The sequence below is a fragment of the Streptomyces sp. NPDC001889 genome, assembly GCF_053594535.1.
In genome coordinates this window covers 130,993-144,751 of sequence record NZ_JBSFER010000027.1, presented here as the reverse complement: position 1 = coordinate 144,751, position 13,759 = coordinate 130,993, and the positions used below count along the sequence as shown (strand labels likewise).

18 protein-coding genes are annotated in these 13,759 nt (G+C 71.0%); 5 read left to right on the top strand and 13 right to left on the bottom strand.

Annotated features, from left to right (window positions below; translation table 11 throughout):
* The coding region (locus tag ACWCRA_RS29090; protein WP_451069013.1) for a DUF4910 domain-containing protein at positions 1 to 149 on the bottom strand (149 nt) is incomplete at its 3' end.
* Positions 150 to 591: 442 nt separating this feature from the next.
* Between ACWCRA_RS29090 and ACWCRA_RS29085 the strand changes: the two genes are divergently transcribed.
* The 5 genes from ACWCRA_RS29085 to ACWCRA_RS29065 all read left to right on the top strand — a co-directional run bounded on the left by ACWCRA_RS29085 (position 592) and on the right by ACWCRA_RS29065 (position 5,669).
* Positions 592 to 2,724, top strand: a complete 2,133-nt coding sequence (locus tag ACWCRA_RS29085) for a SpoIIE family protein phosphatase (protein ID WP_451069009.1) — start codon at positions 592 to 594, stop codon at positions 2,722 to 2,724.
* Positions 2,725 to 3,294: 570 nt separating this feature from the next.
* On the top strand, positions 3,295 to 3,516 hold the full coding sequence (locus ACWCRA_RS29080) for a DUF6480 family protein (protein WP_351543069.1): 222 nt from the start codon (positions 3,295 to 3,297) through the stop codon (positions 3,514 to 3,516).
* A gap of 204 nt (positions 3,517 to 3,720) precedes the next feature.
* On the top strand, positions 3,721 to 4,170 hold the full coding sequence (locus ACWCRA_RS29075; protein ID WP_351543072.1) for an SRPBCC family protein: 450 nt from the start codon (positions 3,721 to 3,723) through the stop codon (positions 4,168 to 4,170).
* Between the two features lie 99 nt (positions 4,171 to 4,269).
* The gene (locus tag ACWCRA_RS29070) at positions 4,270 to 4,872 is read left to right on the top strand and encodes a flavodoxin family protein (RefSeq protein WP_351543075.1); all 603 of its coding nucleotides are present in this window, start codon (positions 4,270 to 4,272) and stop codon (positions 4,870 to 4,872) included.
* Between the two features lie 350 nt (positions 4,873 to 5,222).
* Positions 5,223 to 5,669, top strand: coding sequence for a hypothetical protein (locus ACWCRA_RS29065; RefSeq protein ID WP_351543078.1), 447 nt, complete (start codon positions 5,223 to 5,225; stop codon positions 5,667 to 5,669).
* Positions 5,670 to 5,924: 255 nt separating this feature from the next.
* Here ACWCRA_RS29065 and ACWCRA_RS29060 read toward each other — a convergent pair whose 3' ends face one another.
* The 12 genes from ACWCRA_RS29060 to ACWCRA_RS29005 form a co-directional block, all read right to left on the bottom strand.
* Positions 5,925 to 6,374, bottom strand: a complete 450-nt coding sequence (locus ACWCRA_RS29060) for an Asp23/Gls24 family envelope stress response protein (RefSeq protein ID WP_351543081.1) — start codon at positions 6,372 to 6,374, stop codon at positions 5,925 to 5,927.
* 179 nt (positions 6,375 to 6,553) lie between these two features.
* Positions 6,554 to 6,832: a gas vesicle protein K gene (locus ACWCRA_RS29055; RefSeq protein ID WP_351543084.1), complete on the bottom strand. Its 279-nt coding sequence runs from the start codon at positions 6,830 to 6,832 to the stop codon at positions 6,554 to 6,556.
* Positions 6,829 to 7,056, bottom strand: coding sequence for a gas vesicle protein (locus tag ACWCRA_RS29050; protein WP_351543087.1), 228 nt, complete (start codon positions 7,054 to 7,056; stop codon positions 6,829 to 6,831). Before ACWCRA_RS29050 ends, ACWCRA_RS29055 begins: the two co-directional genes overlap by 4 nt.
* A gap of 2 nt (positions 7,057 to 7,058) precedes the next feature.
* Entirely contained in the window at positions 7,059 to 7,862 is an 804-nt protein-coding gene (locus ACWCRA_RS29045) for a GvpL/GvpF family gas vesicle protein (protein WP_351543089.1), read from the bottom strand.
* A 2-nt stretch (positions 7,863 to 7,864) separates the two neighbouring features.
* Complete coding sequence (locus ACWCRA_RS29040; RefSeq protein ID WP_351543092.1) at positions 7,865 to 8,215, bottom strand: gas vesicle protein; 351 nt, start codon at positions 8,213 to 8,215, stop codon at positions 7,865 to 7,867.
* A complete protein-coding gene (locus ACWCRA_RS29035; protein WP_451069008.1) occupies positions 8,212 to 9,276 on the bottom strand; it encodes an SRPBCC family protein in 1,065 nt (354 codons plus the stop codon). The genes ACWCRA_RS29040 and ACWCRA_RS29035 overlap by 4 nt, the downstream gene beginning before the upstream one ends.
* A 6-nt stretch (positions 9,277 to 9,282) precedes the next feature.
* Positions 9,283 to 10,176, bottom strand: coding sequence for a histone protein (locus ACWCRA_RS29030; RefSeq protein ID WP_451069007.1), 894 nt, complete (start codon positions 10,174 to 10,176; stop codon positions 9,283 to 9,285).
* Positions 10,169 to 10,441 carry a gas vesicle protein GvpG gene (locus ACWCRA_RS29025; protein WP_351543101.1) on the bottom strand — a complete coding sequence of 91 codons (273 nt, stop codon included), beginning with the start codon at positions 10,439 to 10,441 and terminating at the stop codon, positions 10,169 to 10,171. Before ACWCRA_RS29025 ends, ACWCRA_RS29030 begins: the two co-directional genes overlap by 8 nt.
* 3 nt (positions 10,442 to 10,444) lie before the next feature.
* Positions 10,445 to 11,194: a GvpL/GvpF family gas vesicle protein gene (locus ACWCRA_RS29020; RefSeq protein WP_451069006.1), complete on the bottom strand. Its 750-nt coding sequence runs from the start codon at positions 11,192 to 11,194 to the stop codon at positions 10,445 to 10,447.
* 4 nt (positions 11,195 to 11,198) lie between these two features.
* On the bottom strand, positions 11,199 to 11,702 hold the full coding sequence (gene gvpJ / locus ACWCRA_RS29015) for a gas vesicle protein GvpJ (protein WP_351543106.1): 504 nt from the start codon (positions 11,700 to 11,702) through the stop codon (positions 11,199 to 11,201).
* Between the two features lie 32 nt (positions 11,703 to 11,734).
* Positions 11,735 to 12,052 (bottom strand): gas vesicle protein GvpO, encoded by a 318-nt coding sequence (locus ACWCRA_RS29010; protein WP_351543109.1) that lies wholly within the window; start codon positions 12,050 to 12,052, stop codon positions 11,735 to 11,737.
* 579 nt (positions 12,053 to 12,631) lie between these two features.
* Complete coding sequence (locus tag ACWCRA_RS29005; RefSeq protein ID WP_451069005.1) at positions 12,632 to 13,717, bottom strand: AI-2E family transporter; 1,086 nt, start codon at positions 13,715 to 13,717, stop codon at positions 12,632 to 12,634.
* Between the last annotated feature and the right edge of the window lie 42 nt (positions 13,718 to 13,759).

Sequence of the window (13,759 nt, the reverse complement as noted above, 5' to 3'; positions counted from 1 at the left end):
CACTCCTGCGGCACCGTCCAGTCGAGCACCCGCGTCCCGGTCGGCACCTCGTGCACGCGCAGCGGGATGTACTCGCCGACGATCTCCAGGGTGGCCGATGCCGCGGGCCATCGTGTCCGCCGGCCGTCCGGGCCCCTGGCGACCGGCACCGGAAGCCACCGTTCGGTGCTCACAGCACAGACTCAACGAACGGGGTGCAAAATGGTCGATATAGCTCTGCGCCGATGGCGGCGGACCATCGGATGGAGGCGTCTTGCCGGACGCACGCGTCCGGCTGCGTGGGCGCGGGGCGTCGACCTGGGCTTTTCGGGCCTCGGACGCCCGTTCCGAGTGAGGAGGTGGGCGGTGGCGGCACAGGACGGCTCCGGCACCGGGGAGAAGCCGGCGCCGCGGCCCCCCGCACCGGCCGGGGCCCCGGCACCCTCGCCGGGCGCCCGGGAGGACGCCACCGGCCCGCTCCCCGGTGCCCGAGCCGTAACCGCGAGTGACTCGGACGACACGCGGAAGCAGGACGGCGCACCCCCGCCGCAGGACTCCCCGGCCGGGCCCCGCTCCCCGAATCCCACCCTCCGTGAGAGCGTCATCCGGCTGTTGAGCTGCCCCGACGCGGACACTCTGCTGGCCACGGCGATCGATGTGGCGCTCGCGGGCATCACCCCCGACGCGGGGGCCGTCTTCATCGCCGACGAGGACGGCTGGCTCCGTCTCGCCGGCCACCAGGGCATGCGCACGGGCCTCGCCGAACGGTTCCCCGTGGTCGCCCCGGACTCCACACTGCCGCTGGCCGTCGCCGTACGGGAACGGCGGCCCGTCTACGGCACGGCCGGGGAACTCATGACGCGGTACCCCGATCTCGGCGGCATGCTGAACATGGCCATGGACTATGTGGTGCTGCCCCTGCTCGTCGACGACCGGTGCCTCGGCGGGCTCGTCGTGCGGCTCCCCCGGTCCAGCAGGCTCAGCCCCGGGGACGACCAACTGCTGACCATGGTCGCCGACGTGTTCGCGCACCGGCTGGAGCATCTGCTCGCGCTGGAGGGGACGGGGCCGCCCGCCGGAGTGACCCCGGAAGGAGCGGTGGCGGCCGATTCCGCGGCGGGCCGGCTGAGCCGCCGCACCCGGCTCGAACTCGCCATGTCCAGTGGCGACATCGGCGCCTTCGAGTGGGACATCGACACGGACACGGTCGTCTGGGACGAACGCACGGTCAAACTGTTCGGGATCGGGTCCCAGGACTTCGACTCCCGTATCTCGACCTTCCAGAAGGCCATTCACCCCGACGACCGGGCGGCCGTGGCCCAGGCCATGGAGGCGAGCCTGGAGACCGGTGAGTACCACGTGGTGTGCCGGGCCGTCTGGCCCGACGGCAGCCACCACTGGCTGGAGGCCAAGGGCACAGTCGAGCGACGGGCGGACCATGGGCCCCGGACCATGATCGGTGTGGTCTGGGACATCACCGAGCAGCGCGAGCGCGCGGCCCGGCGCGAGGCCCGGAGGGAGTTCGTCCTCAGTGCGACCAGCGCCTTCGCCGCGGCGCTGACGACCGAGGACGTCCTCGACGCCATGACCGGCACCGTCCTGCCCGAGCTCGGAGCGCACGCGATGGCCATCCATCTGGAGCACGAGGGACGCCTCCTCCTCGCGGGCGCGGCCGGCTACCCGGAGGAGACGGTGGAACGGCTGCGGCTGTTCGGCGTGGAGGACGGCGGACCGATGGCCACCGCCCTGCACGGGGGCGAGCCCCTGTTCTTCCGCACCCGCGAGGAGTACCTCCGGCGCTTCCCCCACCCCGCGGTACGCCCCGGCCGCGAGCACGAGGCCTGGGTGGTCCTGCCGCTGACCTCGGCGGACGGCACGGTCGGCACCTGCCTCATCGCCTACGAGAAGCCGCGCGCCTTCGGTTCCGACGACCAGATCATCATCGCCGCCGTCGGCGGCATCCTCGCCCAGTCCCTGGCCCGCGCCCGGCTCTCCGATGTCTACCGCCACCGGATGACCGAACTCCAGGAACTGATGATGCCGCGCGCGCTGGGCCGGCTGCCCGGCTTCGAGATCGCCGCCCGCTATCTCCCCGCCGCCCAGGGCATGCAGGTGGGGGGCGACTGGTTCGACATGATGCCGCGCCAGGACGGCGGCGCGTCGTTCGTCATCGGCGACGTCCAGGGGCACAGCGCGCAGGCCGCGGGGGTCATGGGACAGCTCCGCACCGCTCTGCGGGCGCACTCCTCGGACGGCTACCGGGCGGAGCACCTGATGGCACGCGGCAACCAGACCCTGTGGGGCCTGGACACCGAACGATTCGCCACCTGCTGCATCGTGGACGTGACCCCGCCCGCCGGGCAGCTCCGGATCGTCCGGGCCGGCCACCCCAACCCGCTCCAGTCGGGGGCCGACGGAACCGTCCGCGAGCTGGACGTGCCCGGCTCACTCCCCCTCGGCTACGCGCCCGACGGCGGGTATCCCGTCTTCCACGGACAGCTCCAGCCGGGCGAGGCCCTGCTGCTCTACACGGACGGGCTGGTGGACCGGCCCGGCCGGCCGTACGACGAGGCCGTGGCCGCGGTGTCCACCGCGTTCGGCCGGTGGATGCGCGACAACCGGAACACCGCCGCCGGCTCCCCCGGTCTGGAGGACCTGGCCGACCTCCTCGTCTCGAAGGCTTTCACCCACCCCGGGTACGACGATGTGGCGATCCTGCTGATCCGCCGCACGCCCCTGCCCTGAGCGCCGACAGGGTTCATGGGAGCGGCACGGAACAGCCGGCACCCGCGTCCGTCTCCGGATTCCCCGACGGCCTCACCCCGGGAACCGTCCGGCTGCCCGGGGCGCGGGTGGGGTGGTGCGGACAGCTCGCGCACCGCCCGCGGCCCTGTCGGGGCGATTCACCCTGCTCAGTGCGTTCGCCGGGACGTTCCCAGGACTGCCGGTACCGACCGAGGACCACGAGAATCCGGCCGTCTCGCCACAGCGCGACCAGCGCGGCCCGCAGCGGCGCGTCCCCCGGCGGCACCTCCTCGGCGCCCCGCGTGAGACAGGAGGGTGTTCCCCCCGCTCATCGGTCGCGAGCGGCTGCTGCCCGGGGGACGGCCCTGTCCGGTTGCCGCCCGGCTCCCCGCTCCGGGAGTCCCGGCGTGGCCGGGCCCACCGAGACGCCCTCCACGGACACCCGCCGGGGGGAAGGCCGCCCCGGCGGGTCACGCCGTACGCGCGGCGCTCGGGCGCGCCGCCTTCCCGTTTGCCGTAATTCCCGACGAAGGTCCGCACCGTGTGCTCGTCGCGGGGTACCTCTGTGGCATGAGCTTCGACAACACCGATCCCGGGCCTGATCCCGGGGAGCCCGGTGGCGGGGTCCCGCCCGGGGAGACACCGCCGGCGGAGTCGGGGACGTCCTCCGGCACGGGGCCCCGCCAGGAGACGAGCCGCGGCTGGGGCAAAGCGCCCCTTGTGATCATCCTGCTCGTCGCGGCCGTGTTCGCGGCGTTCTTCCTCGTCTACGCCATCACCCTGATGCTCTGAGCCGTCCTATCCCGCTTCGGGGCCGGTTCTTGCAGGGAGGTGGCGACACGGACGGCCTCCGGGCTGGTGCCGGCGCCCAAATCCTGGGCACCAGGATGCTCCCCGGCCCGGCCATTCGACTCCCGGACACCGAGCCGCCGTGTCAGACGAGGGAACCCGGGTACGCGCCGCTCTGTCACCATCGGACCACCACAGGGAGTGGACATGTCGAAGATCGAGGAGTCCGTCGAGGTCGCCGTACCGGTGAGCACGGCCTACAACCAGTGGACGCAGTTCGAGGAGTTCCCGCAGTTCATGGACGCGGTGGAACGGATCGAGCAGCGCACCCCGACCCTGACGCACTGGGTCACCAAGGTGGACGGGGTGAGCCGCGAGTTCGACGCGAGGATCACCGAGCAGATCCCCGACGAGCGGGTCGCCTGGACCACCGTCGAGGGCGAGGTCCGCCAGGCCGGTGTCGTCACCTTCCACCGCCTGGACGACACCCACACCAAAATCATGCTCCAGCTCGACCACGACCCGCAGGGCATCACCGACACCGTCGCCGACAAGCTCGGCTTCGTCCGCCGCCAGGCCAGGGGCGACCTCAAGAACTTCAAGGAGTTCATCGAGACCCGGGGCACCGCAACGGGCGCCTGGCGCGGCACCCTCTGAGGCCCGTGCGGGGTGCACCCGGCACACGGCTCGGGTGCACCCCGCACGGCCGCCCCACCACCTCCCCTTCCCCTCCCCCTTTCGGCACCTGGAGACTCCGTGGTCCGCGCCGTAGCGCTCGTCTGCACGCTCACCCCCTCACCCGACCGTTCCAGCAGTCACCTCCTCGCCCAGCAGGTGATGTCCGAACTCGCCGCCCTCGGCGTCCAGGGCGAGACCGTCCGGGTGGCCGACCACGATGTCCGCTCCGGAATCTCCCGGGACCTGGGCGACGGCGACGCGTGGCCGGGGCTCTGGGAGAAGATCATGGCCGCGGACATCGTGCTCCTGGCCACCCCCATCTGGCTCGGCCACCCCTCCAGCCTCTGCCAGCGCGTCCTGGAGCGGCTCAACGCGGACATCTCCGAGACCGACGACGAGGGCCGGCCGCTGTTCGCCGGAAAGGTCGGCGCGGTCGCCGTCGTCGGCAACGAGGACGGCGCGCACAAGGTGAGCGCCGACCTCTTCCAGGGCCTCAACGACCTCGGGTTCTCCCTCGCACCGAGCGCGGTCACCTACTGGGTCGGGGAGGCCCGGCAGGGCACCGACTACCAGGACCTGGACGGCACTCCCGAAGCCGTCGCGACCACCACCAAAACCCTCGCCGCCAACGCCGTCCACCTCGCGAAACTGCTCGGGAGCGCGCCCTACCCGCCCGCCTGAGCGGAAGGCACCGCGACCGAGACCCCCGTGGCAGCACAAGGAAGAGGCGTCCCGATGCCCGAGAGCCAGCCGGCCGGCAATCCGACGGACACCTACCCGCGGCCCGAGTTCCCGTCGCAGGAGCGGGCCCACCCCGGCCGATGTCCTCTTCACTCATCTGCCCGGGGAGCGGGACGAGGCCGGCGAGACCGTCCGGCTGGTCCGGGACGCCGGGCGGACCGCCGTGGCGGTCGAGCGCGATATCCGCTTCGAGGAGGAGTGCCGGGCCTCAGCGACCGGACCGTCCGGGAGTTCGGCAGCCCTCCCCTGACCCCGCCCCCCCCGCACACGGGAACTTTCCCAGGAGAACCGTGAACGACGAAACCGCCGGTGACGAACGGACCGATCCGTCACCCAGGCGCCCCGACGGAGCGAGCGACGCGACGGTCCGGGCTCTGGGGGCGCTCTCCGAGGCCCTGGAGACCGTGGAGCGGGCCCGGGGCAGCCTCTACGCCTTCCACCAGTTGACCGGCGGCGCGGATCTGAAGCTCGACGAAGCCCTGGAGCAGTTGCGCGCGGCGGGCCACGCCGCCCAGGCCGACCTGCTGGAGCGCGAGATCGTGGGCCGCGACGTCATCCCCGGGCACTGGACCTTCCAGATCGTGGAGGCGTACAACACCCACTACTACCGGCCCTTCACCGACACCGAGGCCCGTATCCGGCAGGAACTGCTGGAGGGCCGGGAGCATGTGTACGAGGCGGAGATGAAACAGGCCCGGCGCACCCACGGTCACCCCGGTCACTCGCCCGGCCCCTGACCGCCCCCGCGCAGCTCGCCGGTGCGGGCCGGGAGTGAAGCCGCCGGGGCCCCAGCAGGAGAGATGTCCGTCGAGGACACGAGGGTGCCCGAGCCCCGAGCACGATCGCGAGCCGGGTCGCGGGGTGCGGGCCGCCTGTCCGGTAAGAGCAGGCGGGGCCTGGTGGCTGCCGTCGCCCGCGCCGGTGGGGTTTCGCGGGGCCTCGCGGGCTCCGGGCGCTGAGCCCCTTCTCCGCTTCTCAGCCGTGTACGTGGTTCATTGCACCCGGCCGCTCTCCGCGCTCCGCGAACCGTTGTCCTCATCAGTGTCGTCGTCCGGGATGTGGACGTCGAAGACGTTGATGTTGATCTCGACGACTTCCAGGCCGGTCATGGTCTCGACCGCGTCGGTGACGTGGGTCCGTATGGTGTCGGCGAGTTCATGGATGGGGATGCCGTACTCGACCTCGATGTCCACGTCGACAGCGGTCTGCTTCTCGCCCACTTCGACTTTCACACCTCGGCCGGCGCTGGAGGACCCGGGCATCCTGCCCGCGACCGCTCCGAGGGCCTTCGACGCCCCGCGTCCCACCGTATGCACGCCGTCGGTCTCGCGGATCGCGATTCCGGCGATGGTGGCCACGACCCCGTCCGCGATCGTCGTCCTTCCCCGGGTGCCCTGGTCGTTCCCGTGCGTTACCGCTTTCTCACCCTGAGATGTGGTCATGACGCCTCGCAGAGGTTTTGGTGTACGGCTCTCACGTGAGCCTCCTCATCCACTGTGCTCCCGTCCGCGGCCTTCCGCCATCACGGGCAGGCGGCACGCGGGACCGGCCCTCCTCGGGGCGGAGCAAGCGCACGGATGAGCAGCCCACAAGCCCGTCTCCGCCGACTGTGTGCGTCCGCTCAGCGAGGGGGAAGCAGCTTGCCGAGGGGGCCGAGATCGAGATTGAGATCCTCGGGCCGCACACCGTGCTGCTCGCACAGTTGCGTCATTCGCTGGTCGAGCAGCATCAGGGTGGTCCCGATCTCCTCGATCTTCTCGTCGCTCAGATCACCCTGCTCCACCCGTCGGATGGCCTGCCGCTCCATCAGCTGGCGCAGCAGCTCGACGACGGTCAGCACCAGGGTCACCAGATCTCGCCCCATCTGGTCGGAGTTCAGGTCCACGCGCGAATCGGTCACAGTGGTCCTCCGTCGGCCCACGGCGCGGGCACTCGCTCGTTGACCGACGACAACAGGGCGTGCAGCGACAGCCGTACGAGAGGCACGTCCGCGATGGCGATGACCAAGTCTCCGCTGATGACCACCCCGGTGGCCAGCACTCGGTCCAGCAGATCCACCAGAGGCACCCCGATGGGGCCCGCCAATGGCTCCGGACCGTCCCAGGGCACGATGTCACTCCCCATGGTCACGCCTCACCGACGAAGGAGTAGGGGACCCACGGTCCGGAGAGTTCGATCTGCCCGCCGGTGCGTTCCCGCACCGTGTCCACCAGCAGGGCGAACTCCTCCACCTGGTGTTCGCCGATCAGGTAGGTGGCGTTGAGCACTTGGACCTCGCGGTCCTCCCGGGTCTCCACCCGAAGCCGCCGGGATGCCTCGGCGAACGCTCGCAACTCGGCGTCGACCGTCTCCGCGAGGCGCAGCGCCTGTTCTCTCCGCCACTCGCGCCGTTCCTGGACACCACGCTTCCGATTCAGGTACGCGAGTCCCGCACCGGGGACGGCGCGGGTCGGCGCGGGCGCCGGCTCCGGCTCATCGGTGCCGGGAGCCGACGCGTACACCTTCACTCCCCACTCGGATCGGTACGCGATCCGCCGCAGCGCGGCGTGGAACCGCTCCGACTCCCGGCACAGTTCCTCCTGGGCCCGTGCGTCGTCGTGGTACAGAGTGGCGAGCGGCAGGGGAACGGTGGGGCACCGTCCGGCGACGGCGGACACCACCGTATGGTGCGCCCGTGCGTACGTCTCCAGCTCACGGAGGTCGGTGAGCCGCTCCTGCCAGGCCTCGTCGGTGAAGTCCGCGGCCGGTACGGTCTGGACCAGCGCGGCGAGCGATCCCGAGGGCAGCACCCGGACGGCAGCACCGCCCGGCATGCCCGCCAGGCCGCCGGCCTCCGCGACAGTACGTGCGCGGGCGTCCTGGAATACGGCGAACACGTAGGTCACTCCGGTGGCCGGGGTCGCCGGGGGCCGCGCGCCGGGCTGTGTCATGTTCACTCGCTCTTCCCGGCCGCTCGGACCTTCGAGTCACTCGGCGAGGCCTCCAGTGCGGCCAGGCGGTCGCGCAGTTCGCGGTTCTCGTCCTCCAGCGCCTCGCGCCGCGCGCGGGAACTCAGCGCTGGGTCGGTCTCCCACCAGTCGATGCCGGCCTTCTTGGCGGTGTCGACGGACGCCACGAAGAGGCGGAGCCGGATGGTGAGCAGCTCGATGTCGAGGAGGTCGATCTTGATGTCTCCCGCGATGACGATGCCCTTGTCGAGTACGCGTTCAAGGATGTCCGCGAGGTTGGTGGTCTGCGGACCGGGCGCCCACTGCTCTCCCTGCCGCGTGTCGAGTTCGGTCACCGCGAACTCCGCCGCTGCCGGCGCCTGCCGGACGACGGCTCCTCCGGCTCCTCCGGCTCTTCCTCGTCCTCGTCCTCGCCCTCGTCCTCGTCGGCCAGTTCTTCGTCCGGCTCCTCTTCCTCTCCGTCCTCCTCGTACTCCCCGTCTTCCTCCTCGTCTTCCTCCCCGTCCTCGTCCTCGCCCTCGTCCGCCGGCTCTTCGTCCGTGTCCTCGGCCTCGGCCTCGTCCTCGCCCTGCTCCTCCTCCGCCACGGCGTCCTCATGGGAGACAACGACCTCGCCATCGCGGATCTCGCCGCGCCAGCCCTCCGGTTCCTCCTCCGTGAGGGTGATATGGCGTTGGAAGTGCTTGAAGTCCAGTCGGATACGGCGGCCCTGTGCGCGCCAGAGGTTGCCCGTCTTCTCGAAGAATCCGGATGGGTAGTACTCGACGACCAGCACGATGCGCGTCAGATTCGGCGCCAGCTCGTGGAAACTCACGGCACCCCGCGTGGTGCCCTTGGCGCCCTCGGACGTCCACACGATGCGGTCGTCGGGGACCTGTTCCTGCACGGTGGCCTTGAAGCTGCGTGCCGACGGTCCGATCTTGACCTTCCAGTCACTGAGCGCGTCCTCGCTCTTCGAGACGTCCTGGACGCCCTTGGCGAAGCTGCTGAACTGGTCGTACTGGGTCCAGGCGTCATACGCGGTGCGCAAGGGAACGCCCACATCGAGCACCTCGATGATGTTCATCGATTTACCGCCGCCGGACTTGCGCTTGCCCTTTCCCCCGCCCATGGCGTCCTTGGCCTTGCCCACGACCGCGTCCTTGACGCCCTTCGCCTTTTCGGAGACGAGGGCCTTGATCGGAGATTCACCCCCCAGAACGCGCGCCCCCAAGGCCGGAAGTGTCCCTCCGTTCTCGGCCACTCCGCTGAGCTGGTCCGTGACATCGCTGAGTTTCCCGCCCACGCCGTCGGCGATCCTCTGGACCTGCGCTAGGACGAATTTCGTCAGCTCCTCCTTGAGGCGATCGGCGCCCGAATCAGCCGGAGCGTCCGGCTCGTCTTCCGTCCTGGCCATGGCTGACTACCTCCGGCGCTCGGTGCGCTTGGATGCTGTCCGCTTCGATGAAGCGGTTTTCTTGGCGGCGGACTTCTTCGCCGGAGCCGACCTCTTCGCGGGGGCCTTCTTCGCGGGGGCCTTCTTCGCCGGAGCGGACTTCCTGGAAGCCGGCTTCTTCGCCGGAGCGGCCTTCTTCGCCGCGGACTTCTTCGCCGGGGCGGCCTTCTTGGCGGGGGCCTTCTTGGCAGGAGCCTTTTTCGCCGGTGCCTTCTTGGCCGGAGCCGACCTCTTCGCGGGGGCCTTCCTCGGTGCCGCGGACTTCCCGGACGGCTTCTCCGGCTGCTTTCTCGCCGCGGTGCGGCGACGCGGTCGTGGAGCGGGCGCCTCCGGCTCCTCGTCCTCGTCCTCTTCTTCCTCCTCCTGTTCCTCGTCCTCTTCTTCGTCCTGTTCCTCGTCCCAACCCTCGTCTTCTGCCTCCTCGTCCTCGGGCTCTTCCTCGTAGCCCTCGTCCTCGTCCTCGTCGTCCTCCGGGCCCTCCTCCTCGTACTCGTACTCCTCATCCTCGGCGTCCGCCTCGTCCGCCTCGTCGGGCTCCCCGGCGCCCAGCTCGCCGAGACGGGCGGTCCGGTCACTGATGGCGTCGGCCAGAGAGCTCATGCCTCGGTTCGCGGCCGCGGTCACCGCCTGTCGTCCGGCGTCGAGAACCTCGCCCCTCAACTGATCCTGCAATTCGGCGAACTGCGGGATCTCACCGAGTCTCCGCACCCCTTCGGCCACCAGCGCGCGCGGTTCGAGCCCGAATCGGCGCCCCGCCAGATAGGTGGCGACGCTCAGAGCCAGTCGGCCCTTCTTCGTCCTGCCCAGCACGTAGCCGCCCACAACCGCAGCGGCGAGCGCTACCTTCTCCTGATCATTCATCTCCGTCACCTTCCGTCACTCGACGTGGGCCGACCAGTGCGGCGCAACCGTAGAGCCGGTCCAGCAACCTTTCCTCTTCTGCTTCGAACTCCTCCCAGCCGATGAACCCGTCATCGAGTTCCCGGTTGAGCGCGGCGAGTTGAGCACGGATCGCGCCCGGGTCGCGGAACTCGCGCTCAGCGGCGTCCCGGAGCTGTTCGGCGACCCACACCACACCGCGAACCGGCGCGATGGGAAGGAGGAGAATCCCGGAGATCAGCCCCATCGGTCAGCTCCCGCCGGTCAGTGCCGCCGAGGTGCGGGCGTCGACAAAGCTGTAGCAGGGGAGCGGTCCGGACACGCGCAGTTCGGCATGGTCGCGGTGGAGGTGCGCGAGCCGCTGAACCCTGGTCCTGAATCGCTCGGCGACAGCGCGCCGGACGAGGAAGGACACGTTCAGCGCACAGCCCCGCACCTCGGGCCCCGGGGCCGTCGCTCGCGCCAGGGGCGTGAGGGCGCCGAGAACGCCGCGTCCCGCCTCGGCCGCCCGCCGGAACAGGCCGGCCACCACGGCTTCCCCGAGCCGCACACTCGCCTCGTAGCCGGGGCGCCGACGGATTTCCTCGCGCAACTGCCTCACCTTCACGTCCTCGGACAGCAGTGCGGCGAGTCCGTCCTCGGCGGGCATCGCCTTGACATTGAGCTCCACATGCCCCGCGAGCCGCTTCAGGTTGGCCACATGGCTCGACTCCTCGGCCGCCAGCCGGCGGAGGAGGGTTTCCTCGTCCGGGGCCATCACCCCGAAGCGCATCGGCAGGACCGGGCCTCTCTCGGCCAGCCCCATCAGGAGATCCTGGTGAGCGAGCAGGTCACGGCGGCGTGCCCGTACCTGGGCGGGGGCGTCGCCGACCACGACCGCGGTCGTTCCCCCGCCGACCGCGCGCAGGACGACATCCCCGCCGCCCACACCCTTTGTTCCCCTGGGCAGCCGGGCACCGGCCCGAACGATCGCGTAGACGAGAATGCCGTCGGTCTCCACCGGCTCACGCCTCCACGCGACGTCGCCGGCCGGCGCTGCCCCGGGCGGGGGCTGCCCGCTTCCTCGGCCGTCGCGGCTCAGCGGCGTCGTAGTCGTCCTCGTCGGGTTCACCGGCCGCGTCGGGTTCGTCGGGCTCGTCGGCTTCATCGGAGTCATCGCCTCCGCCGACCGCCTTCCGCACCTTGTCGCCGACGGTCTCCGCGGCTCTGCGCACCTTGCGTTTGCCGATCGACTTGGCCACGCCGCCGTGGAGCAGTTCGGGGACGGTGGTGCTGCCCGGGTCGCGCTCTAGATCCAGGCGGTTGCACGCCTCCGCGAACCGGAGGTAGGTGTCCACGCTCGCCACGACGATACGGGCGTCGATTTTGAGGATCTCGATGCCGACCAGGGAAACCCGGACGAAGACGTCGATCACCATGCCGCGGTCGAGGATGAGCTCCAGCACGTCGTAGAGGTTGCCGGCGCGTGACCGGCACGGGGCCACATCATCGGCGTAGGTGACGGTCACGGCAGGTCCTTCCGGCTGTGGGACAACTCGGCCTACTCGTCTGCGGAACCGCGGCGGTAGCGGCGGACACGGCGGTACTCCAGGAGGTCACCTCGCTGATCGAGCTGCACCTCGTACGAGGCGAGCAGGCTCGTCGTGTCCGGGATACGGGCCACTTCGAGGACATCGACGACCACGCACCAGCCGTCGTCGGAGCGGCGCACCTCGGAGACACCTTCAGCGGGATGGTCGACGAGCCCCTCCAGGCTCCGGCACGCGGCCCGGGCAGCATGCTCGGGACCCCTCGTGGGAGAAGCCTTTCGCCGCGGCCCCCCTGAGGGGCGAACGGCACTCGCTCGTCGCTCTGCCATAGTGCCCAGTTTCGTCGCTGTGGCGCGGCCCGCATCTTTTGCGGGGCCGCTCGTGGAGTGCGGAGAAACGGGAGCCCTGCCGCCCGGGTCCACGAGCCGGAATCCTCAGCCGACGCCCCGCCCCGGCCCGGCAGTCGCCGTATCGGCGGCGCCGCAGGAATCGCCGGCTCCGATCAGCGCGGCCGGTTTCCCGGGACACGGTTTCACCCCACCCCCTGCCGGGGACCCGTCAGTCCCCGGCAGGGGCTGATACCCACCCCATGTGGACCACCGCACAGCACACGGTCACCGGGGAGAGCGGAGCGAGTGATGAGCGCCGGCACGGGACCGCGCGTGGTGGTCGCGGAGGGTACCGGGAAGGTGCGCCCAGTGGGTCCGGGGGGCCACCGCCGAGGGGAGAACGCGGCGGGCGAGTCCCATCACGCTGCCGACGCGCGGATCGTCCGCCGGTGCTCGCGCCACACGCGTGCCGCCCGCCTCGGCTCGGAGGCCGCCGGGGAGCGGTACCGGCTGGCTGGGAGCGGCCCGTCCCCGAGGACGCGCGAGGGACGCTCTCCCCTGGTGCGTGCCGGATTCGGTTCACTCGGGGCCCGGGTCGCGGAGCGCCTGGCGCACCGACCAGACCACAGCGATCAGGGGAACAGCCGTCACCGCGCCGATCACGCCCGCGGTGACGGCCCCACCGATGACGGAGAGAGCCACCACAACCGGGTGAAGCCGCACCGCCCAGCTCATGACCAGCGGATGCAGCAGATGGCCCTCGATCTGTCCGATGAGCACGATGAGGGCCATCACGATCGCCGCCACGAGCGGCCCTTTGGACGCGAGGGCGATCACCACCGCGACAGCCAGGGCGATCGGCGATCCGATCAGGGGGACGAACGCGGCGAAGAACTCCAGAAGGGCCAGTGGCAGCGCCAGGGGCACACCGAGCAGGGTGAGGGCGAGGCCGACGAGGACCGCGTTGACCGTGGCCACGAGCAGCACGCCGTGGGTGTATCCGGTGAAGGTCCGCCACGCGGCCCGGCCCGCCACCGCCGTACGGCCGCGGAACCGTGACGGCAGCTCGGAGCAGAACCAGGCCCAGTACCGCTCGCCGGAGTGGATGAAGAAGACGGAGCAGAACAGGGCGAGGGCGAGCACCGTGAACGCCTCGACCACCCGCCCGGCCCCACTGAGGACGGTGCCCACGACGGCTGAGCGGTGGGTCGAGAGCAGCTCTCCGAGCTGGGACTGGAAGTCGGTCACCGCGTGCGGGGGCAGCCGGAACGGCGAGTCCTCCAACAGGTGCGCGATCCGCTGGAAGCCGTCGCGGAACTCTCGCGCCAGCGTGCTCTCCTGTCCGGCGACGACCTCTCCGACCAGTACGAGCACACTGAGCACGACGCCGATGCTGCCGGTCAGTGTCAGTCCGACCGCGAGCGCGCGGGGCATCTTCCGGGCGAGCAGCACGGCGGCGGGCCGCAGCACGGCCGTGGCCACCAGCGCCAGGAAGACGGCGAGGGCGATCTGATGGAAGCGGCCGAGCACGGAGAAGACCCCGAGCACGACGACGGCCACCACCACGACACGCCAGGCGTACGCGGCGGCGGCCCGCAGCCCCTCGGGTACGGCAGGGTGCGGGAGGGGGGCGGCGGACGGTGGCGGCTCGGCATCGCTGGGCATCCTCTTGCTTCTACCGCCACGGGCTCATGCGTCCCCACGGGG

Coding starts and splice junctions, on each gene's coding strand:
- ACWCRA_RS29080 (WP_351543069.1), top strand. CDS start 3,295: ATGAGCTTCGACAACACCGATCCCGGGCCTGATCCCGGGGAGCCCGGT.
- ACWCRA_RS29075 (WP_351543072.1), top strand. CDS start 3,721: ATGTCGAAGATCGAGGAGTCCGTCGAGGTCGCCGTACCGGTGAGCACG.
- ACWCRA_RS29060 (WP_351543081.1), bottom strand. CDS start 6,374: ATGACCACATCTCAGGGTGAGAAAGCGGTAACGCACGGGAACGACCAG.
- ACWCRA_RS29050 (WP_351543087.1), bottom strand. CDS start 7,056: ATGGGGAGTGACATCGTGCCCTGGGACGGTCCGGAGCCATTGGCGGGC.
- ACWCRA_RS29045 (WP_351543089.1), bottom strand. CDS start 7,862: ATGACACAGCCCGGCGCGCGGCCCCCGGCGACCCCGGCCACCGGAGTG.
- ACWCRA_RS29035 (WP_451069008.1), bottom strand. CDS start 9,276: ATGGCCAGGACGGAAGACGAGCCGGACGCTCCGGCTGATTCGGGCGCC.
- ACWCRA_RS29030 (WP_451069007.1), bottom strand. CDS start 10,176: ATGAATGATCAGGAGAAGGTAGCGCTCGCCGCTGCGGTTGTGGGCGGC.
- ACWCRA_RS29025 (WP_351543101.1), bottom strand. CDS start 10,441: ATGGGGCTGATCTCCGGGATTCTCCTCCTTCCCATCGCGCCGGTTCGC.
- ACWCRA_RS29010 (WP_351543109.1), bottom strand. CDS start 12,052: ATGGCAGAGCGACGAGCGAGTGCCGTTCGCCCCTCAGGGGGGCCGCGG.
- ACWCRA_RS29005 (WP_451069005.1), bottom strand. CDS start 13,717: ATGCCCAGCGATGCCGAGCCGCCACCGTCCGCCGCCCCCCTCCCGCAC.